The organism is Salmonella sp. SSDFZ54, assembly GCF_004010735.1.
GTDB lineage: Bacteria > Pseudomonadota > Gammaproteobacteria > Enterobacterales > Enterobacteriaceae > Salmonella > Salmonella enterica.
The window spans coordinates 13,816-34,419 of the sequence record NZ_CP034821.1 but is presented as its reverse complement, the minus strand read 5'-3'; the positions used below and the strand labels follow the sequence as shown (position 1 = coordinate 34,419).

Genomic DNA, 20,604 nt, shown 5'->3' with positions numbered 1-20,604 from the left:
TCCTCAGTTAGATCTGATAAATTCAATACGGTCAAAAACTGCTTTAGCAAAATCTTCCGCAGCAATTCGCGCGTTCTTCAATGCATCAGCACTACCAACATACGTTGCCGGGTTAGCTGAAATAACAGTGTCAAAAGACTCGCCGCAGCGTTCAAAACCGTCAAGGCGAGGGAGGACAACATCAAGCATATCCCCACCGAACACTTCTTTAGCCAGGCTATGGCAATACTTATGGTCTGCCTTGTTACTCAACTTGGACATAAAACCAATGTTAGTTGCAAGCTGACACTCGCAGCCTTCATCCGAAATGAGTTTCACCAACTCAGGAAGGCGGGCAACGTATTTAAGCGATGAGTGGAAATCAACCGTTGCAGGCGGCAGAGGTGTAAACAGTATATTGGCCGAGGCCAAAGCATTTTTCAGGAAGGCGTCAAGGTGAGGACCACTATCAACGAGGATAAAGTCATAATCGCTCTTCAGCTTATCAATCACATTTTCTTTCAGGACTGCATGGATGTTCTGACCCGGTAGATGCTCATTGCACAGCTCTCTCCAATCGGATGCAATAAAGGCATCGTCAATCGACGCAGGCATAACGTCAACCCCAGGTACAACAGAAGGAACAATAAACTCCTCTAACAGCTCTTCACGGCTTACATTCTGCAACATAGCCTGTGCAGATGTTGCGTTTACGATACCAATAGAGTGTTTATGGCTTAAAAACATCGTTGCTGAAGATTGCGGATCAAGGTCAATAACCAGAATCCTTAAATCTTCCATCAGAAGATGAGGATGAGCACGCATTGCATGCGCCAGAGAAACCGTCGATACAGTTTTTGACACACCGCCTTTAAGATTAGAGATGAAAATCACATACGCTTCGCTGTAGCGATCCCGGTATTTTGGCACTCCGCGATGTTCATATATGTCAATGATGTTCTGAATTGACATCGCATATTTCATTGAAGAGCCAGCAGGGCGTTTATCGAAAACATAACCCTTTTCTTCCATTTCACTTACGGCATAGTCAACGTTCGCACGAGTCAGTAGAGGCAATTTTGCCAGTGCCGCTTTCGCATAGACCTGGTAAAACTCGTTCGCGTGTAGCTCATCCTTTTGCAACTGTACTTGTTCAGTCAGAACATTGAGCATTCTATTTGCTCTTTGAGCAACCTTGTGAAGCTGGCTGGAATCACTCATCGAAAGTCATCCTTTATGCTGTATTTTTGAATTTAATTAAAAATGCTGCATAAAATAATAATGTATGCGTAGATGCTTGTACATAGCATTCTCTGCATGTTTGGTTCATTTTGCACGATTGAGAGTTACAAGGAGGGCACAAAAAAGCCCCGTTCAGGGGCATCAGTGTTATTTGCTAAGAGCAGCGAATAATCGTTCGAAATCGATAGTATCTATAGCACGCGTAAGCGCCGGAAGTTCAGCCTCAAAGTACCCGTGTCGATCGTAAAAGAAGGGACCGAAGAGCGAGGCATGTTAGATTCTACTTCGCCCCAGCCCGGACACACAGTTAAGCCCATTACCGGCTAAAAGGCTAAAAAACTTCTCTGGATTATCGTGGTAAAGCTGGGAATCAATGGTGGCGGTTAACTCTTCCATAGGGAAGCACACCCGCCCTGTATCCCAGGGATATTTAGTCCGAAGCATAAACATTGCTTTCAGCAATTCACATTGAGCGCGGATCGCGTCCGGTTCATAGCCAGATATGGAGACATAAGCCACGTCCCTCATTCCTGCGTCATCTTTGAAAGTCACGATAGAAGTAACATCCAGCTCTTTTTCGAAAGAGCAAGCAGCATCTACTGGACGCTGAAGTAAATCATTCGACTTAATGCGCTCGAGAATCCCTCCCCACATATCATTTAGATATTCGATATGAGCCAAAACCTTATCAAGACACTCTCGTGTAAACCATTCAGTATGCCCGCCACCGACGCTTTTCTCCCACGGCGCATTCCAGGGGAAAAAGGTTGCGTGTAAAGCCCGCTCAAGATTAACCATTGCCAAACGCGTACCACGATAGACCCGTGAAAGCGCAAAATCGGGACTCACTTGTAGCCCTTTAAACCGTGCCAATGGACCACATGAAATGCCGATTTTAAAAGTATCTCCGTTCTCTGGCACCAGAACGTAGAGGTAGTGTTGTTTCTCTTCTTGCATATCAATACCACTGCTTGATGAGAACCGCGCAAATGTTGACTATGCGCGAAGGTTAATGTGAATAGTTGACTATGCGCGATGTGACTACAGTCAAAAGTTGACTGTAGTCGATTTAACTCCACCAAAGATCGACTATGTAAGATATTGTCGGGAGAAACGTTGACTATACGCGATGAAATGCCCCTAAAAGCCATCTCAATAGCGACTTGCAGAATATTGACGCCAGCAAAAATCCACCAGCGTCAACGAATGTCGCCTATAGTCAACTTCTCGCTATCGCATATAGTCAATATTATGGATTGCGCTTATGGATCTGGAAGCCGATTTTCCTGCCGTTTTTTATCTCTGAAAATTTAAGATATTCAATAGCTTCCAAATCTTTCATGGCTTTTCTGATAACGCTATTTTGCACGCTAACGGATGATTTGAGATTAAGCCTCGCTCTAAGGCGCTCAATGCTGACAGGTGCCGGGTTGGCGGGTAGAGCCTCAAAGAATGTATACAGTACCTTGGCCGTCTCTTTGCGCCCTAGTTTATCCAGCATCTTCAGCTTCAGGATTCGCTTATAGTCAACATAGTAAAGTTCAGATAGCTGTTTCTGCGGCTGGATCTCGATAACATCAAGCTCGGTATTCAGGCTGCTATATGCCAACAAGTTGACGTTAATGTTATTGAGATGACCTTTTGCCGCCGGGAAGCGGAATTTGACAACTGTCTGCTGAATGCGTGTCAGAGAATCATCAATACTTTTACGGAACGCCTTTGAAAGGCGCTTACGTGGATAGCCGCATCGATCGGCAAACTCGGAGAATGGCAGGGTGATTATACCGTCATCATCAGGTGCGTAGTCAAACAACGCGGAGGTTATGCCCACCCACACCTTAAAATCAGTATCCATATCCAGGCGTGGACCATGAATTTCAATTCCCTCATAGCCTTCCTGCTCAACAATTTTGAGGCTTGATAGTTCTTCGGTTGCGTTCGTTGTGTTTGTAGTAACTGACGATCCGCGACGTAGTGCCACATTGGTAGATTTTAAGGTTGGCACAAACACACCTAAGCGCAACAAAGCGATGGGTTGTATAGTGCTATTGTTATTGGGTTTCAGGCTGTGGATTTCTCCTGTATTTCCAGCAACTTCTTCAACGCTAAGGAAGCCTTTATTTTCTTCCGGCATCGTGGTTTCTCCATATGTGGCGCGGCCTGGCGTCATCTGGATTGCAGTTATCAACAACTGTGAATAGTCAGGCTCTAAAATCGCGTACAGTCAATGTTTCTGTCGCGTATAGTCAACAATAAATCGCGTGCAGTCAACAATAAATCGTGCACAGTCAACATAAAATCGCGTATAGTCAATGTTGATCCCATTTCAGGCCAGAAATGGCGCGGCTTACAGCGATCCGGGATCTTCTTTGGATCTTCCTAGGTTCTCTTTAGGATCTGTTTATTGGATCTATGCTGTGGATAAGTTGAATAAACCGGCCAATAAAGCCGGTTGGAAGGAAGCCGTATTATTCTACGCTTTCGATAAGAAGACCATGTTCATAGCATTTAAGCTCATCGCCTTCATACAGGAACTGGTATCCAATACCACCATATTCAGGCACATTAGGGAATAACTCATCACTTACCGAAGAACAAATCACACCAATGCAGCGATCAACGCCTTCTCGTTCTTCAGTGCTGAAAAAATCCTCTTCGGTAAGAACATGAGTACATTGCTCATCAGCATAGGTCGGAAATACATGCTCGATGCAATCCGGGTGTTTTAAACCAAGCTGATCGGCAAGCTCGAAAGCATGACGGTATTGTTCAGATCCTGGCTTGCCAACAGTGATGTGCTCAATTTTGTAGATTGAAGTCGCTTTGTTGATAGTTTGCTTTACTGTTACTTTATCAGACATAAAAATCCCTTTTAGTTACCGCTGATAGCGCGGTTGTAATCATTAACGTTGCGATTCTTCCTGTTAATCCCCATCAGCATCGTTTCTGTATCGAGGATATACGCTGGCAGATCATCAAAATATTCACTGCTAAACTCTGGCATCCTGCACATAAATGCACTTTTTGGGGCAGGGTGGTTAACCTTTGTCGGCGTCGGCGTTAAATTCGCTGATCGACTCCCGGAGCAACCGCTGAGTGTCAGCAGGAATACGCTGGCGAACATTACCCGCCGCAACAAGTTGTTTCTGAACTTCAGCTTTTCGTTCCATTTGCCTGTCAGCATACTTGGCTTGTTCTGATTCATTTTTCACTTCCTGGCTGTGAAAATGTTGCTCTGCTTTGTTCATCGTCTCAATGGTCTGGTTAAGATCCATTATTGACTTATCACGTTCCTTAACAGCCTGATCAAGACTGCCAATTTTCTCCATGGCTTGCTTTAGCTGATGACGTTCCCACGCAAACCCAGCACCAACAAGTGCGCAAATCAGAACAAGAACACCAGTAGCAGCAAGTTTCTCCTTCAAAGACAAAGCTGTTTTTAATGTAGAAAAGAATGACATGTCTTCCTCCTGAAGAAAAATTATCAATGAAGTCCTTTGTTACTGTGTCGCTTTGTTTAATTCATCAAGAACAGAATCAGGAACCAAAGCGGCGATTGCGCTGGCTGTGCTGGCCTTATTTGCTGATGCTTCCGCAAGCGCGGTACCGATAGCATGGTTATAAGCAGTTATGGCTACGTTGGCGCTTTCATTCGCTCGTTCATACTGCTGTTGTAACGCAGTTGTGGGTGCTGTTGTCTGGTTGAAAACAACCCCAAACTGTTCAGTTGCTACTTTCAGAGATTCAATTTGCTCTTCTGTTAGTGCTGGTGGGGGAGTGGCAGTGCCGCCGCCTGAACCAGAGCCTGACGAGCTTCCTGAGCCAGTGTTAAGGGTCTGGTTAATCTCCCCCATAGCCGCGACTAAACTTGATGTATTAAGCGCGTTTACAGCGTCCTCAAGCGATTTAGTAATAGTCACATCACCAATGGCAATAGAGATCGGCAGTTCTGAAACTTCTCGCTCATTAGCACGACAGTAAACATCCCAACCAATATCGAGTTGAAGGAGCATTGACAGATCAGCATAACCAGCCAACAGGTCCGCGTGCTGAGTTGCCAGCCCTCCAATATTCGTTAAACCGGTTGCGGTTGTTCTGATCGTTGAAACATAGCTGGTAATAGTGTCGGGATAGACAATTGTATCCAGAATTAATCCGGTCAATTCTTCTGCAAGCAGTTTTGCTGTGTTAGCACTGTTTCGTGCCGATGTTATGGCACCAGGTGTTTTCATCCCACCGGCGGCGGCCAATTTTTTATATGCGGATAACTGGTAGTCTTTTTCCAGCATGATATCTCCTAACTTACCTGAACCAGGCCGTCTCCGGCTGCAACGGTAGAGCCGCATGAAACAGGATCACCAACGCATACGATCCCTTTCCCGTTGACGGTAAACCATGCCCTGGTTGATATAGCTTGCCCGCCGTGCGTGCTGTTCCCATCGGTATGCTGTGCATATTGCTTACCATCAACTAACACTTCGACTCCGTTGACTTTAAGTAGTGGTTCGCTCTCTACGGGAGGCCTGGATGGGAATCCTCCGTGCCCCGAACAAATGCTGTCTTTTGTTGCAATACTTGCCACGTCATCACCAATGATTTGCTCTGATTTTCGTTATTTTAACTTAGGTTATTTGTGGTCTGTGTGGCGTTTACTTATTGCAAAATTGCTCTAATAAATATTGTTTTTTATGTCGTGTTTTCGGTACCATTCAGCCATCGCCCTTCAATGGGCATTTGTTTGGAGTCGTCAGATGCAGATGGAGCTAATAAGCCGCAAGGAGTTCGATAGCCGTGTAACCAGCGGTGAACTCGACAACTTGCAGGCGATCAAGGTGAAAGAAGGCTTTTGCCTCATTGGGAATCAGAGCGGAACAAATCGCGTTTTTATGCTTCGCCGTACGGATTTGAAGCCATTTGTCTGGAAGAACGAAATTGGTCCCAGCTCATACGCTCAAACGAGGGGGTGCCACAACCTGGCCTTTTTCTACAAAGACGAGCTTTCTGTGGTTGATATTCAAGGGTTACAACATGTTTAAGCACTGGAAAAACATTACTATTTATAAACTTTCTCGTGAGGCGGATCTGACCGACTTAGAAGATAAAAAGAAAATGATCCTTTTCACGCCATGCGGTAGTCAGGATATGGCCAAGTTCGGTTTTGTATCTCCATTTGGTGATAATTCCGAAGTTATCGCTATGCATGGAAATGGTTTTATCCTTGTTGAAGCAAAGCGCGAAACAAAAATTCTTCCCCCGCCGGTTATCCAGCGAGCTATTCAAGAAAAAATTGAAAAACTTGAGCAAGAACAAGCGCGTAAACTGAAGAAAACAGAGAAGGACTCCCTGAAAGACGAAGTTCTGCATTCTCTTCTGCCACGGGCTTTTTCAAAGTTTTCTGTTATCCAGGCGATCTACGACGGTTCAACTAAACGTATCTATATCAATGCCAGCGCGCGGCAGGCAGAGGATATGCTCGCGCTTATGCGTAAGTCTCTGGGTTCTCTTCCTGTTGTTCCCCTGAGTGTTGAAAATCCCATTGAATTAACGCTGACCGACTGGGTACGTGATGGTAGTGCTCCACAGGGATTTCAAATGGGGGATGCGGCAGAACTTAAGGCAGTGCTTGAGGATGGCGGTATTGCCCGAGTGAAAAAGCAGGACTTGGGAAGTGATGAAATATCCACACACCTGGAAGCTGGCAAGCTCGTCACTAAGTTGGCACTCGACTGGCAGAACCGCATTAAATTTACACTGGACCATAACTTCAGCCTTACCAGCGTCAAATTTGCGGATGAATTGCTTGAGCAGAATTCTGATATTGATAGTGAAGATGTTGCGCAGCGACTGGACGCAGATTTCTTCCTGTTGACCAGTGAAATTTCGTGCCTGGTTGATGCTCTGGTAAATGCCCTTGGTGGAGAGGCTAAGCAGTGAAAGAGCTGTGCTATGGATCTGTTTGCAGTGGAATTGAAGCCGCGAGTATTGCCTGGGAACCGTTGGGTATGCGTCCGGTGTGGTTTGCTGAAATCGAGTCTTTTCCATCTGCCGTTCTTGCGCACCGCTGGCCCCATGTCGCCAACCTTGGCGACATGACAAAACTTGCCAAAAAAGTCCTGGCTGGGGAAATCGAATCCCCTGATGTGCTCGTCGGGGGAACACCTTGTCAGGCATTCAGTATCGCGGGATTACGTGGTGGGCTTGATGATGAGCGTGGCGCGCTAACTTTAAAGTATGTGGAGCTTGCAAATGCAATTGACGACAAACGGGCTGAGTCATTTCTCAAACCAGCCGTTATCGTCTGGGAAAATGTCCCAGGAGTCTTGTCATCGGCAGATAACGCCTTCGGATGTTTCCTTGCTGGATTGGCTGGAGAAGATGTGCCATTTGAACCAGGTGATCGACCTGAATCAGGAAAAAGCAACGCGTTCTGGCGGTGGGATGGCAAAACCGGTTGCCATGTTCCAAAGTGGCCGCAGTGTGGTTGTATTTATGGACCGCAGCGAAAGGTGGCCTGGAGAATCCTTGATGCCCAATACTTCGGAGTGGCACAACGACGCCGACGCGTGTTTGTTGTCGCAAGTGCTCGAACAGACCTCGATCCCGCAACGGTACTTTTTGAGTTCGAAGGCGTGCGCCGGAATATTGCGCCGAGCAGAGGCGAGGGGAAGGAAGTTGCCGGAAATGTTGGAAATGGCATTAAAAGCGGGAGCCATTGGGATAACCCTGTAAATCCTCACCCGACACTTAACCAGTCACACAATACTGGTGGGATCGGTGCAAGTAACCAGGAGATTTTTGCGCAGCGAGGCAGCGGACTTGTGTATTGCATGGCGCATGGGCAAGGGGGGGCAGAAATAAAAAATGATGGGACATCACCTACTCTTACTTGTAATCATGAAGCTCCAATTGTGTTTTCTTGCAAGAAAACTATTGCGTTTACAAGCAAAAATTATGGGCAGGATGCGGGTGTTGAGATTTCCCCAACTTTACGAGCTGGTAACTCTGCTAATAGCAATCAAAACGCGGGATGCCCACCAGCTGTTGCGTATTCGCTACAACATGCACAAATTGGGCGAAAAGATGATGCTGGACCGCAGGGTAAAGGGTGGCAAAAAGAGATAAGTTTTACTCTTGATTCCCGCGCTACAGCTGACGCCGTTGCGTTATCTTTTGGGGGGCAGAAAAGTATTGAAAAAGGCGAATTAGGTGATAATGGTTACTTACCTCATATGATGAGTGTTCGCCGTCTTACCCCTATCGAATGTGAAAGGCTGCAAGGTTTTCCTGATGGGCATACGTTGATCCCGACGGAAAAGCGTAAAAAAGTTAATTCAGATGAACTGGCATATCTTCGCAATCACTATCCAGATTTAAGCGAAGAAGAGGCCGCGATGCTTGCAACTGACGGACCGCGTTACAAAGCGATCGGCAATAGTATGGCGATACCAGTAATGCGCTGGATTGGCGATCGGATTACCAAGGCTGCATGTCGGCAGAATGAAGGGAATGAAACAAAAGAGCGAAAAGTTAAACCAGCGGCAGAATTCGAACGGTCCATATTCAAATGGGCTGGTGGAAAATTTGGTGTTCTGGAACAAATCTTTCGCTATTTGCCAGAAGGGAAGCGCCTGATTGAACCTTTCGTCGGTGGCGGAGCTGTCTTCATGAATGCCGGATACCAGGAAAATCTGCTAAATGATGTGAATGCTGACCTGATTAACTTTTACAAGACTCTGCAACGCGAGGCGCATTCACTTATCACACTGGCACATCGGTTTTTCCAGGACTACAACACACAGGAAGGATACCTGGCAGTACGGAATGCGTTTAACAAACAAGTCTATGATGATTTACATCGCGCAGCGGCGTTTTTGTTCCTGAACCGACATTGTTTTAACGGATTGACGCGTTACAACCAGGCCGGTGAGTTCAATGTCGGTTATGGGAAGTATAAAACTCCGTATTTCCCATTGCAGGAGATGGAAGCCTTCCTTGGTGCGGAAGGGCGTTCTGAGTTTGTATGTGGTGATTTTGCTGCGGTGATTGAAGCTGCCGGAGAAGGAGATGTCATTTTTTGCGATCCGCCATATGAACCGCTTCCAAATACAGAGGGATTCACGAACTATTCCGGTCATGACTTTAAGTTTGAAGAGCAAAAACGCCTGGTGTCTCTGTTGACGGATGCACATCGCCGAGGTGCAAAGGTTCTAATTACTAACAGTGGCGCGCCAAATATCAGAGAGCTTTATCATGACAGTGGCTTCAGAGTGGAACCTCTTTTTGCCAGACGTTCTGTGTCTTGTAAGGGGGACACTCGAGGTGTAGCTCATGACGTTCTAGGTATATTGCTCTAATAAATTTATTAGTGTAATATAGCCTCAATGAATCGTGATTTATAGAGCGATTTAGCTGTTAGCCGCGACAGGCGCGGCGGTAAGCATGGCTGGGCCTAGTCCTCCCAGACAAACCACCGAGTTGCCAGGTTGACCATGCGCCTAAGTGGCAACTCCGAAGTGCGTTACGAGCTTCCAGTTTGCCCATCTTCGGGTGGGCGTTTTTTTTCAGGGTTTTCGTCATGGTTAGCGACTTTGCGGCGGTTTAGAAACTGACCATTAAAGTAAATGCAAACGATGATCTGATGATGGTAGCGGCCTAAGAAGCCAGACGCCACGGGGTATGAGTCGTCCCCCGTCAAAAAATCGACCGCAGAGTGTCCCCGTCTGTGTATTAGGGAACGGGGAGGCATAACAGGCAAGGGCGCTGGTTCGATTAACCAGATGAGCGAGAAGGGGCCATCTTTTTGGTCAGCGTCCTTACCTGTTACGTCCTTTTTCATTCGGCGTAACAGCAATTGCTTTTAGCAATTCAGGAATTTCGTCTTGCTACGGGTATATCCCGTCATGCTGAAGGCGCTAATCACGCTGGAAGCCAGGGTTATGCATCCCCTGTTACCGAATTGCAGTCAGGGCGCGGTGCGCCGAAAAGCATACGGAGGTGGAAGCCCTCGCCGGAGACGTACCCGGCAAGTGATGGTGTAGCTCAGCGGTTAGAGCGGTTGACTGTTAATCAACGGGTCGATGGTTCAAATCCATCCACCATCGCCAATGCCGGTTTAGCTCAGTTGGTAGAGCGCCTGCCTTGTAAGCAGGATGTCAGCGGTTCGAGTCCGTTAATCGGCACCAGCACAACAGGTAAGGGTATTTTGCGACGTCGGAGATCGCCGAGCTTGGCAGAGGGTTCGAATCCCTACGAAGTACCCTTACCGTTGTGATGAAGTGCAGCTCTTTGAAGCAACCAGAAGATAAGCATCTGGCTTCACAACATAAACCGCAGGAACGACCAATAAACGGTAGTCCGTATGGAGAACACCCCGTTGAGGAAGAGGCCTGGCCGGAACCGTAACCGGCACTACAACGTTGAGAACACTGGCGTAACGGGGTCATATCCCAATCTACGAATAAATGTTGCGTTGCAGCGTGACAACCAGTGTTCTCAACATTGTGGTGAATGCACAGGCTGATGTGCCGCAACTACAGTAGTGCGCGCTTTGCGGGGCTTGCTACAACCCTGTGTCGGAGTTCAGCACCGACCATCACAGTTTGATTCTCTGGCATGAGCATAACGCTGAAATAAGTCCAGTCTGGTGCGGCCCGATCACCCGCCGTTAGCTCCACGAAACGGAGCACGTAACAGGTAAGAGCATTCTCCTGTAACGGGTTCATATCCCAATCTACAGGTCCACCAAGAATGCTCTTTCCGTTGCGGTGAATGCGGCTAAGCGCACGCGGGGAAATGGTTATATCTGTCCATTATTTCTCCTTGTTTCCACGTCCACGGTGGATAACCAGCCAAAGGACACCGGGAGGCACCCGGCACCGCAACCTTATTTCCCAACCAGTAATGAGGTTAATAAATGCTCGGCATTCTCAAAAAGAAATTCCGCAAAGCGGCTGGCGGAGTCAAGAAGATGGAAAACCGTGATGCGGTGGAAGCGACTGTCTGGGGCGCATATTCCATTGCATACTCTGACGGCACCTGCGATGCGAAAGAAATTGCAGTATTGGAAAAAACCATTGCAGCACTTCCTGCCTTTGCGCCGTTCTCCGGTGAAATTGCCCAGATGAGCGCCAATATTCGCGCTCAATATGAAGCCTCGCCGCGCCGAGCGAATGCCCAGGCTTTACGTGAACTGGCTGACGTGTCTGGAACTAATGATGCGGTAGATGTTCTGTGCCTATGCATTGATATTGCTGACCAGGATGGCATTGGGGCAGAAGAGCAGGAGCAATTGAAGAAAATTGCCCAGGCTCTTCAATTGCCACTGGAACAGTATATCTGATGGTTATAAAAGCACGTCTAATTCTGGCTTTGGTTTTTCTCGTGCTATCTGTGCTGGTGGATTTCACCAGCACAATCCTGTCGGTTTTATCCGACGGGGCGTTGGTAGCAGTAGCTGTAACATTGGTATGGCCGATATTTAAACCAGCCTCGAAGGATCAGTGATGAGCTTCTGGGATTTTGCAGATAAGTATCCAATTGTTCTCATTATCATTGTTGCCATAGTTGTAGGCGGTATTGTTAGCGCCATTGAAGCACTTAGGAAACAGTAATCCGGCCCTTTAGCTCAGTGGTTAGAGCTGGCGACTCATAATCGCACGGTCACCGGTTCAAGTCCGGTAGGGGCCACCATATTTGGTTGTAACACGGCGTCTGGCACATGCGTCGTTAGCGGTCTGGTGACGTTAAAGGGGTTACCTTTTCCCCTGGCTCAGGCAACAAACCAGGTAGCCGGAATGTGCAAGCCCCGTTCATAGCGTCGGACTGCGGATTCACCATCTTGGCGATTCGGTGTGACAGCCGGGAAGAGTCCGGCGAATTAATCCTGATTTTCTGGTGATGACTCATATCGTTAGGAGTGATTTGAGTATGCCGATTATATCTGACATTCAGCACGCCTGGGTGGAGTGCTAATGTCTGCATCCCCTCTTGAATCCATGCCAAATTCCCTTAGTGCAGAACAAGCTGTACTTGGTGGCTTAATGCTTGATAACTGCCGCTGGGATGAAGTGGCAGATCGTATAGTTGCTGATGATTTTTATACCAATGCTCATCGTGAAATTTTCAGTGAGATGGAGAGGTTATTAAGTCATGGCAAACCGATTGATTTGATAACACTTGCTGAAGCACTTGAACAGAACGGTAAATTAGAACGCGCCGGTGGTTTTGCGTACCTTGCGGAGATGTCAAAGAACACGCCCAGCGCGGCAAATATTTGTGCTTATGCGGATATCGTTCGTGAACGCGCGGTTGTTCGTGAAATGATTTCCGTCGCAAATGAAATAGCTGAAGCTGGATATGCGCAGGATGGCCGGGGCAGCAATGAATTGCTGGATATGGCCGAACGCCGCGTTTTTGAAATAGCTGAAAAACGACAAAAGAGCGGTAGTGGTCCAAAAGATATCGCCAGCATTCTCGATGCAACGGTATCTCGCATAGAAGAGTTGTTTCAGCGACCGCATGATGGTGTAACGGGACTTGATACCGGATTTACCGATCTCAATAAGAAGACGGCAGGGCTTCAGTCGTCCGATCTCATCATTGTCGCCGCCCGCCCATCTATGGGGAAGACCACGTTTGCGATGAATCTCGTCGAAAATGCCGCAGTTCGTAACGATAAGCCCGTATTGGTTTTTAGCCTTGAGATGCCGAGCCACCAGCTGATGATGCGCTCACTGGCTTCTCTTGCACGCGTTGATCAGACTCGTATTCGAACAGGGCAACTTAACGACGAGGATTGGGCGCGGGTTTCTGGCGCAATGGGTATTCTGTTGGACAAGCAGAATATTTTTATTGATGACTCAAGCGCCCTGACGCCGACAGAGCTACGTTCCCGCGCTCGTCGTGTTTATAAAGAAAATGGTGGTTTGAGCATGATTATGATCGACTACCTGCAACTTATGCGCGTCCCGGAGCTGCAAGATAACCGAACGCTGGAAATTGCCGAGATTTCTCGCTCACTGAAGGCGTTGGCGAAGGAATTACAAGTACCGGTGGTGGCATTGTCACAACTTAATCGATCGCTTGAACAGCGTGCGGACAAACGACCGGTAAATTCAGATTTACGTGAATCAGGAGCAATTGAGCAGGACGCAGACCTGATCATGTTTTTGTATCGCGACGAAGTTTATCACCCGGATAGCGAAATGAAGGGCATTGCCGAGGTAATTATCGGAAAGCAACGAAATGGCCCAATTGGCACGGTGAGATTGGCTTTTAACGGCCAATACTCACGGTTTGATAACTATGCTGGTGCTGACTGGCAAGAGGATTATTAATGCAATGGAATGAGGAAAAGCCGATGAACATCCTGATCATTGGGCGAAAATTTGAAGCTATCAGTGATGTGAAAACATATACGGAAATGTGGGCTTACAACCTGGCCTGCGCCTTTAGTGAGGCAGGGGTAACATTGCAATACCATCGTCCATATTCCCCCGGCGTCGAAAGCCCGGAGGATTATGTTGAAGCTGTGTTGACCGCTGCGACCTCGTGTTCTGCGAAAGCCATTTTAGCGCCAGGATTGCGGTATTTTACTACGGTGCCCAGGGAAATAGGCGTGCAACTGCGTCGTCGATTCACTGGATGGGTAGCCCAGGTATACGACGGTTCTATGCTGGATTCGGCACCAGTCGATATTACTTTTACTGTCCGCGATGATACCTGGCGGTACCTGGATAATCCAGGCAGGTTAGAGCGTCATAATCGCTTTAACAAACATGTTGGATGGGCAGCGAATCAGGAGCTGTTCCATCTGGAAACCAAAACGGACGATGTTCTGCGTATTTTTGTAGACCACGCTGCATTTGATGTTAGTGGTTTTGATCACTCCTTAAGTATCCTTATGAACCTTCAGCGTCTGACCGTTCCGTATGAGGCCAGAACGTTGACTGATGACGGATTGGTTACCATTGATCCGGGGAATATTTCGGTAACTCCATACAGGCGGACGCCGGTGCCAGCAACCGAATTTGCAGCTGAATTGCGTAAGAGTGACGTTTTTATCGTTACGCATCCCGAAAGCCTTGGATTAACTGTTCTTGAGGCGGCAATGTGTGGGGCGTTGGTATTAACGCCTCCCGATTGCCTTCCGCCAGATCGCCTGGCTTTGGTGAACCATATGGTTATCAAGTCGCGGATTGATTGGGATGAGGTTATTGCTCGCGTTGATCGCGTGAAAAATGCTGAAAAGGTCCAGTGTCACACCTGGTCGGCAATTGCGGAAAAGATGCTTGAGACGTTTATCACGCAGAAACCGTCGCGCGGTAACGGATAAAAAATTGAACCCGTCATAACAGAAAAGCCCGAACGCCGGGCTTTTCTTAAGCCTTGTCAACAGAGACTTGAGCGGCTTTTATGGATAGATTCCCGCTGGCCTCTATCGCCATACTTCCCCCCGCCTTCAGGGCGACATCCGCGCCTGACTTTATATCGAGATTTCCTGCGGAAGAGATGAATGCCGGACCTTGAGAAATGGCATATAACTCCCCGGCCTCGTTGAACCCGATTGTTGTTCCACTTTTCAAGTGCGTAACGGCCCAGGCTCCGCCCGCCGTCCGGACCTCCATTAGTCCGTTCCGCGACGAAATAAAGTCTTTTTTGGCGCTGGTTGATGGTTGTGCTGGTGCACCTTCAACTTCAGGCGGTACATAGCCTTCCCCTTGTCCTGACGCTTCAGGTGGCACATTGGGAGCGCCACCGGATGCATCCTGTGCATAACCTATTATCAATGGCCATCGAGAATCCCCATTGTAGGGAAATTCTACCCATACTTTATCGCCGGGCAGAAATGGTGAAAACGTGTTTGCATTGGACAATATGGCTTCTGCCCACGGCAATGAGGCATCTGGTAGCCCATCCATCATGCCGACAACGCGTATTTGCGTACGCATCAGACCTTTAGGGTCATCGACGCTTACCACTACAGCCCGATACTTCCCTGTCAAACTACCCATTCACCACTCCTAACTGTGCACGGCTGACAAAACGGAAGCGGTCTTCGAAATGAGTCACGGACATCACTATCATTTTGTCAGGGATAGATTCATCGAGTTCTCCGTCACCTGCCGTGTTATGCACGACAATTTTCAGCGTCGTACCCGGAGTTAGCACGGCATTTCCTTCCACCAGCATATCGAGGCGGGGGAGAATGAATTTGTTGTAGTTCGCCAGCGCGGTAGGATCGGGATTGCTCGTAAATTTAATGGGGTCTTCCTGGTTACCTGAGTAAACCACACCTTTGGTCATGTCATAACTGGCCATTCTGTAATTATGGCGGCGCTGGTATTCATAATCGGCATTCAGGATGTTGAACTGACTAATTGTAAATCCGGATGTGTTGGGATTGGCGGACTCATAAGTAAGCGATGGAGCGGCGTTTGCCATTTTTTCCATACTTTTAAAATTGATCGTCCCCCTGGATGCCCAGCACATAGAACCGGTATCCCTGGCTATCTCCTGCAATACCTTGGTCGGTTTTTCTCCAACATTTAGGTGGTATGTGGATGTTTTTCTGAATGAGTCAGCATTTACCTTCAGACCAGGGGCAAGAGAGGAAACTACGGCTGATGGGGGCTTATCAACAAAATACTGTGCGCTGGTGGACGGAACTTTTAATAACCGCACCGGGTTACTAAACGCGTAAATCAGTACAGTATCGTCCTTGCGCGGCGCTTTAAGAACAAAGAACTCTTCCGAGAAGAGGATGCCGCCATGACCTTCCGGATCACCAAGTGAAACGGTCAGTATTGTCCCAAATTTCACCCCCAGCTTATTGACCACGTAAGCCGTTGAATCCCTGACCATGAGCATAAGCTGGGGACCAGATAGCTCCCCGGGTTCGACATAGGTACATCCTACGATCATTTCGCGAGGGATTTCGTTCTGCCCAATTGAAACAGATTGCAGGAATAGCTGAGTGCGTTTTGAATCAGTTTCCGGGGCTGTGGTGGTCTTTGTGGCCATCTCATTCCTCCAGAATTTTCGCTTTTACCGTTATGGTGCCGGTGGTTTGCTGCATATAAGCCAGGATAGGAAGCTCCGCCACTACTGTGAGGTTCAATCCAACCGCGAACAGCCTGTTGTCGGCGGTGCCGGTGGTCAGATCCTGAAATGCGATTGATTTTTGCCCTTCTATGTAACAGGTAACCGGTATCTCATAACCGCCGACATTGGCAGTGTGAGTGAAAGATGCCTGCCCGAGGCTGGCATACATTCGTAGCCAGAATGCTAATGCAGTTGTAACCATCCCAAGAGATTCCTTCTCGTCACTGGCTATCCATAGCGAATATTCCAGTGAGAAAGGGATAGTCGATACCAGGGCTTCAATCTCATCATTTTCATTGGTGACATGCCCTTCATCGTAATTATCCCGGCACAGTTCACCTTCATAAATTGAAAATGCGGGAGAACGAGACAGATTCACAAGCGGCATTGCCAGCTTATTTACCGGGCCAGCAGAGGCTGTATCTTTGCGCCCGGCGCGATCGGCTTCAAATGACGACAACCACTCCTTCACATCACTAAAAGTGCCGAGCGTTATGCGATCTCTTGGTGTGCGTTTCAGGAACTCCCGGAACGACTGGTTAATGCGATCATTAAAGCTGACAACTTGTGAGTCGAACGCTTCGTTTAAAGCCTGTGCGAGCGCCGAATCAATGCCATCAATAGTGGCAAATTCCAGCTTACCAGTTGGAGTAAGACCTTTTTTCTTAAAGATGGCCAGTAGCCATTCCTGATTATTCAGAATCACCGATGAAATTCCCTTCAAAGGCGCGTGAAGGCACGCAATAAAACAAACTGCCTACCCTGGCAGTGCCGTAATTGAATATTTTATGGATGTACCAGAAGCGGCGAATGGTTGTGCCGTCTGACAGCTGTTCCAGCCATTCGAGCATAGAACCCACTGGCACATTGACGGCGGCTAACCGAAGGATTAAAGCACTGTCGCTAATTCCCGTATTATCACTGCCGTCGTATAGCGCGTAGAAGGCGTCCATCTCATCCGGGCAGTCGAGGGCCGTTATCAGTTCTGGATCCTGATAGTCATATATGCGTTGGTTCGGTTCTATTATTTCAGGTGCCGTTTCAGGTGCATTTTTGTTTCTGTAAGGTATTGCGCGATACAGAACTGCATCGAATGAGTCAGGGTCTAGCTTGATTGCTTTGAGCCAGTCCATCCGCACAAGGTTATTAAAAACTGCATGACCTTGATAACGGTGGCGCACACCAGAATCACTAAGCAGGCCGTGATCCAGATTGGGAAGGTGATTGTCCTCCACAGGATCAACAATATTACCAACGTTAACACCATCGGTTTCGATTTCAGCATCAATATCTTCCTCTTCAATCAGTTCAGAACCTTCGCCTGGAATATCCGGATCCGATTCGGTGTCCGGGAGGTTATCACCAGTCACTTGTTGTGATGGTTCTGTGTCCTCAAACATGTCATCAAAGAAACCAGCCATCGATTATCCTTTCCGTTTACGGGCTTCGTTAATTTGTGTCTCAAGAATGCTTCGCGCCTGCGCGGTGGCAGCGGCCTTGTCCATTCCCTGACTCATGAAAAACTTTATGAGGTTGTTCGCCTGCGTTTGCAGGGCTTTTTTGAGAGCGTCGGCTTCAGCGCGAGCCTGGGCTTCCCTCACCAGCGAGGCTTTTAGTTCGGCATTCTTCCTGTTTGCCGTGGTGCGAGCTTTTTTTAACAACCGGCGAACGTTGTCCGTGGCGCTATCTTTGGCGCGTAGTTTTTTGCCTAATGCATCCTGAGATTTCAGATATAACTCATACTCACGCGCCGCTTTAGCCTGATCCGTCGTTGTTGTCCGGTTGCGCGCGAGCGATTTAGCCAGTTCGCCTTTGAAATAGGTTGTTGTCTTCCGCTTGTCATCGCCGAAGGCCACCTGTTCAGCTGCTTTTTCCAGGGCAATAATGATGGCCTTGTGCCATGTGGGAGACTGAAAACGCGTCATAGCGTGCAACACATGTTTGCAGGCTACACCAGTCAGATCAGGGTTGCGGATTTTGGGGAATGCATACTCTTTTGGCGGCGCGACAGCATAGTTACCAGCAGTGGCCATATAACGATACCAGTATTGATGGCGTCCACAATCACAGTCGAAAGATACCCGGCCCTTGCAGAGATCGGCAGCGATTCGGGCTTTTTTCGCACCGTCTTCAGCAATTTCCTCAACGGCTTTATCCCATTCCTCAAATCGAATTCTGACACGGTGATGCTGGTGGACCGACTCATCCGAGGCATTAACAGATATCAATGCAAGGTTGTGTTTTAGCCCGAGGAATGTCGCGGCTTTGATCCCTGTGCCATCAGAAACCTTGTTGTTAGCGCGTTTTATATCAATGCTGGTGGACTGCGCCACCAGCTGAGCATAGGTAATGCCGGGTACCGTGCTCTTGAATTTGGTTTTATGAGCCTGCCTTGAGGTGTTGAAACTGCGTATATCTTCGGGCGTAAAGTAGGTGCCATCTTTCTTTTTCCCAAGGCTGAGGAATGCCTCAAGTTCGCGGTTACGCATCCCCATAATCCTTGGGGTGAGTGTACGTCGCGCGTTTCGCCGATTCTGACGCTGCTGTTTACGGATAAGATCGAAGACCTTGTTAAAGTCTTTTGCACTTAATCCATCAGTCTGATAGCGACCAAGGTTGTCGCGAGCATATTCAGTTGGCATTCAATTCCCTTACGCAATGGATAATGTCCCTATTACCTGGCCGTCGTATTGGAAATGGCGAATCATTTCGCGGATCCAGGTGGCAGGTGGGAGTTTTAATTTTTTGCCAACAGTCATACCCTGAGACTCATCCTCAAGCCCGGCGGCGAGCGTCACAACCCAGCGTAGCTCTGCTATGCCCCACATACGGTAAGCCAGCAAATCCGGGCGATATTGCTCATCGGGAAGAACGTAATAAATCGTCAGATTCTTGTCGTTCGATTCACACATAAGCATCACCTCTTTGCGCAGCTCTGCCCTGAGTATTGGATCGGCTATGTTGCGGTCGTCATACCGCGACAGAGGATATTGCCGGGTGCTTTGGGTTGTAGTGATTGATGTAGCCATAGTCAGCCTGCCAGAAATAGATGATGGTGATTCTACTGCTAGTCATTTGTTGATTATTTAACTCAATAAAAGAAAATTATTAGTGCAATTTTGGTTGTGAAATGTATCATTCTGCCCTTAAGTAGGTTCTTCACGAGGAAACAAAATTGGCAGAACGTGTTGATGATGCAGAGCTGAGCATGAATCAGTTAGAAGCTCTCAAAGACATGGCCATCGATAACATCAGAAAGCAGGCACAGGTCGTGAGTCAGGTATTTACAGGGAAGTGTCGTTACTGCAATGAACCGATTGAATCAGGCATCTATTGTGACGCTGAGTGTGCACAATGGCACAGGGAAGAGCAGGCCGCAAAACAGCGTAAATATGGCATGCGACCGGCAGGATTTGACTGATTATGTTGCGCTTTACTGAGGAAGAGTTTCAGGCTTTTAGTGAGCGTCGAAATAAGGGGCGGTCCAGGCCAAAAACCAAAAAGGATCCATTCTTATCGCTTGCGCCGGTAAAAGAAGTTTCTCCACATGCGAAGGCACTTGCAGCACTGGCAAAGAACCCAGACCTGCGCGACGGAAATTGCGAGCACTTCGAGCAGGTTTTCATTTTTGATTACTTCGAACGCAAGCACCCTGACATCTATGATCTGTTGCATGCAACGCCTAACGGAGGGAAGCGTTCAAAAGCAACCGCTGGGAAAATGAAGGCTGAAGGGCAGAAAAAAGGTTATCCGGACATGAGTCTCGATAAAGCATGCGGTATTTATCACGGCATGCGAATTGAGCTTAAAGAACCAAATGGTAAAGCCCCGACGAAAGAGCAGATCGCCTGGATGCGCAGGCTTAGAGAGGAAGGCTACTACGTTGTTCTTGCGTATGGTGCAGAACAAGCGATTACCGCCATCCTGGAATACATAAGCCTTAAAAAGGGTGAGGCTATTGAGCATGTATTGAACGGCGATAAGTGGTTGTCTGTCGCTTAAAATAATAAATTAATTAGTGCATGTACACTCTTTGTGGTAGTGCACTTTAACATCGGGAGAATAATCGTGTCATCCAAGGTTAATTATGAGTCGCTGGCATCGGTCATGCCGCGTAATGAACAGGAAACAGATGCTGTAGTGGACCCTGTAATCGCTGAAATGAATGCTCGCCTGGAGGCTGAATTTGCAGCTGAGAATGAACATACCACCCAGGGCGACTAGGACTGTTTTTTGTGTCGGTAGCGGTCCGTCACTCACTCGTGAGGACTGTGCTGCTAT

Annotated in this window: 23 protein-coding genes and 3 tRNA genes; 13 read left to right on the top strand and 13 right to left on the bottom strand. The window is 47.9% G+C overall.

The annotated features are described in order from the left end of the window. Positions 1–3: 3 nt before the first annotated feature. The 7 genes from EOS97_RS25780 to EOS97_RS25750 all read right to left on the bottom strand — a co-directional run bounded on the left by EOS97_RS25780 (position 4) and on the right by EOS97_RS25750 (position 5,676). Positions 4–1,200, bottom strand: a complete 1,197-nt coding sequence (locus EOS97_RS25780; protein WP_001285362.1) for an AAA family ATPase — start codon at positions 1,198–1,200, stop codon at positions 4–6. A 294-nt stretch (positions 1,201–1,494) separates the two neighbouring features. After that, positions 1,495–2,178: a GIY-YIG nuclease family protein gene (locus EOS97_RS25775; RefSeq protein ID WP_224475892.1), complete on the bottom strand. Its 684-nt coding sequence runs from the start codon at positions 2,176–2,178 to the stop codon at positions 1,495–1,497. Positions 2,179–2,470: 292 nt separating this feature from the next. Further along, positions 2,471–3,355 (bottom strand): RepB family plasmid replication initiator protein, encoded by an 885-nt coding sequence (locus tag EOS97_RS25770; protein ID WP_001113737.1) that lies wholly within the window; start codon positions 3,353–3,355, stop codon positions 2,471–2,473. Between the two features lie 334 nt (positions 3,356–3,689). Continuing rightward, a complete protein-coding gene (locus EOS97_RS25765) occupies positions 3,690–4,082 on the bottom strand; it encodes a hypothetical protein (RefSeq protein ID WP_001281114.1) in 393 nt (130 codons plus the stop codon). 177 nt (positions 4,083–4,259) lie between these two features. Then, a complete protein-coding gene (locus EOS97_RS25760; RefSeq protein WP_000007769.1) occupies positions 4,260–4,682 on the bottom strand; it encodes a hypothetical protein in 423 nt (140 codons plus the stop codon). Positions 4,683–4,721: 39 nt separating this feature from the next. Then, positions 4,722–5,510 carry a hypothetical protein gene (locus tag EOS97_RS25755; RefSeq protein WP_000890199.1) on the bottom strand — a complete coding sequence of 263 codons (789 nt, stop codon included), beginning with the start codon at positions 5,508–5,510 and terminating at the stop codon, positions 4,722–4,724. A 13-nt stretch (positions 5,511–5,523) separates the two neighbouring features. Continuing rightward, complete coding sequence (locus EOS97_RS25750; protein ID WP_161403143.1) at positions 5,524–5,676, bottom strand: hypothetical protein; 153 nt, start codon at positions 5,674–5,676, stop codon at positions 5,524–5,526. 296 nt (positions 5,677–5,972) lie between these two features. Between EOS97_RS25750 and EOS97_RS25745 the strand changes: the two genes are divergently transcribed. The 10 genes from EOS97_RS25745 (at position 5,973) to EOS97_RS25690 (ending at position 14,554) form a co-directional block, all read left to right on the top strand. After that, the gene (locus tag EOS97_RS25745) at positions 5,973–6,257 is read left to right on the top strand and encodes a hypothetical protein (protein ID WP_001177860.1); all 285 of its coding nucleotides are present in this window, start codon (positions 5,973–5,975) and stop codon (positions 6,255–6,257) included. Beyond that, positions 6,250–7,155 (top strand): recombination-associated protein RdgC, encoded by a 906-nt coding sequence (gene rdgC, locus EOS97_RS25740; protein ID WP_000472529.1) that lies wholly within the window; start codon positions 6,250–6,252, stop codon positions 7,153–7,155. Before EOS97_RS25745 ends, rdgC begins: the two co-directional genes overlap by 8 nt. Further along, positions 7,152–9,575, top strand: a complete 2,424-nt coding sequence (locus tag EOS97_RS25735; protein ID WP_127836219.1) for a Dam family site-specific DNA-(adenine-N6)-methyltransferase — start codon at positions 7,152–7,154, stop codon at positions 9,573–9,575. The genes rdgC and EOS97_RS25735 overlap by 4 nt, the downstream gene beginning before the upstream one ends. 674 nt (positions 9,576–10,249) lie before the next feature. Beyond that, positions 10,250–10,325: transfer RNA gene (locus tag EOS97_RS25725), tRNA-Asn, on the top strand. A gap of 2 nt (positions 10,326–10,327) precedes the next feature. Continuing rightward, a tRNA-Thr gene (locus EOS97_RS25720) sits at positions 10,328–10,403 on the top strand. A 731-nt stretch (positions 10,404–11,134) separates the two neighbouring features. Next, positions 11,135–11,560, top strand: coding sequence for a tellurite resistance TerB family protein (locus EOS97_RS25710; RefSeq protein ID WP_000900640.1), 426 nt, complete (start codon positions 11,135–11,137; stop codon positions 11,558–11,560). Continuing rightward, entirely contained in the window at positions 11,560–11,724 is a 165-nt protein-coding gene (locus EOS97_RS25705; RefSeq protein ID WP_000234829.1) for a DUF3927 family protein, read from the top strand. Before EOS97_RS25710 ends, EOS97_RS25705 begins: the two co-directional genes overlap by 1 nt. Before the next feature lie 110 nt (positions 11,725–11,834). Then, a tRNA-Ile gene (locus EOS97_RS25700) sits at positions 11,835–11,910 on the top strand. Positions 11,911–12,191: 281 nt separating this feature from the next. Beyond that, positions 12,192–13,556, top strand: coding sequence for a replicative DNA helicase (dnaB, locus tag EOS97_RS25695; RefSeq protein WP_029365170.1), 1,365 nt, complete (start codon positions 12,192–12,194; stop codon positions 13,554–13,556). Next, positions 13,556–14,554: a hypothetical protein gene (locus tag EOS97_RS25690; RefSeq protein WP_085445958.1), complete on the top strand. Its 999-nt coding sequence runs from the start codon at positions 13,556–13,558 to the stop codon at positions 14,552–14,554. Before dnaB ends, EOS97_RS25690 begins: the two co-directional genes overlap by 1 nt. Positions 14,555–14,600: 46 nt before the next feature. On the opposite strand, the gene EOS97_RS25685 is transcribed toward EOS97_RS25690, so the two are convergent. Genes EOS97_RS25685 through EOS97_RS25660 form a run of 6 tightly spaced genes read right to left on the bottom strand, consistent with a single transcriptional unit; the run spans position 14,601 to position 19,352 of the window. After that, complete coding sequence (locus EOS97_RS25685) at positions 14,601–15,233, bottom strand: hypothetical protein (protein ID WP_000535208.1); 633 nt, start codon at positions 15,231–15,233, stop codon at positions 14,601–14,603. After that, the gene (locus EOS97_RS25680) at positions 15,226–16,242 is read right to left on the bottom strand and encodes a hypothetical protein (RefSeq protein ID WP_000212019.1); all 1,017 of its coding nucleotides are present in this window, start codon (positions 16,240–16,242) and stop codon (positions 15,226–15,228) included. Before EOS97_RS25680 ends, EOS97_RS25685 begins: the two co-directional genes overlap by 8 nt. Before the next feature lies 1 nt (position 16,243). Beyond that, positions 16,244–17,029 (bottom strand): hypothetical protein, encoded by a 786-nt coding sequence (locus EOS97_RS25675; protein WP_000602713.1) that lies wholly within the window; start codon positions 17,027–17,029, stop codon positions 16,244–16,246. Beyond that, the gene (locus EOS97_RS25670) at positions 17,016–17,744 is read right to left on the bottom strand and encodes a hypothetical protein (RefSeq protein WP_000896806.1); all 729 of its coding nucleotides are present in this window, start codon (positions 17,742–17,744) and stop codon (positions 17,016–17,018) included. The genes EOS97_RS25675 and EOS97_RS25670 overlap by 14 nt, the downstream gene beginning before the upstream one ends. A 3-nt stretch (positions 17,745–17,747) precedes the next feature. Further along, positions 17,748–18,965: a hypothetical protein gene (locus EOS97_RS25665; protein ID WP_001141906.1), complete on the bottom strand. Its 1,218-nt coding sequence runs from the start codon at positions 18,963–18,965 to the stop codon at positions 17,748–17,750. A 9-nt stretch (positions 18,966–18,974) separates the two neighbouring features. Then, positions 18,975–19,352 carry a hypothetical protein gene (locus EOS97_RS25660; RefSeq protein WP_000235786.1) on the bottom strand — a complete coding sequence of 126 codons (378 nt, stop codon included), beginning with the start codon at positions 19,350–19,352 and terminating at the stop codon, positions 18,975–18,977. 146 nt (positions 19,353–19,498) lie between these two features. On the opposite strand from EOS97_RS25660, the gene EOS97_RS25655 reads away from it, so the two are divergent. The 3 genes from EOS97_RS25655 (at position 19,499) to EOS97_RS25645 (ending at position 20,547) form a co-directional block, all read left to right on the top strand. Next, positions 19,499–19,744 carry a hypothetical protein gene (locus tag EOS97_RS25655; protein ID WP_000840930.1) on the top strand — a complete coding sequence of 82 codons (246 nt, stop codon included), beginning with the start codon at positions 19,499–19,501 and terminating at the stop codon, positions 19,742–19,744. A 2-nt stretch (positions 19,745–19,746) separates the two neighbouring features. Next, positions 19,747–20,325: a VRR-NUC domain-containing protein gene (locus EOS97_RS25650; protein ID WP_001749370.1), complete on the top strand. Its 579-nt coding sequence runs from the start codon at positions 19,747–19,749 to the stop codon at positions 20,323–20,325. Positions 20,326–20,391: 66 nt separating this feature from the next. Next, positions 20,392–20,547: a hypothetical protein gene (locus EOS97_RS25645; RefSeq protein ID WP_000096174.1), complete on the top strand. Its 156-nt coding sequence runs from the start codon at positions 20,392–20,394 to the stop codon at positions 20,545–20,547. Positions 20,548–20,604 lie beyond the last annotated feature (57 nt).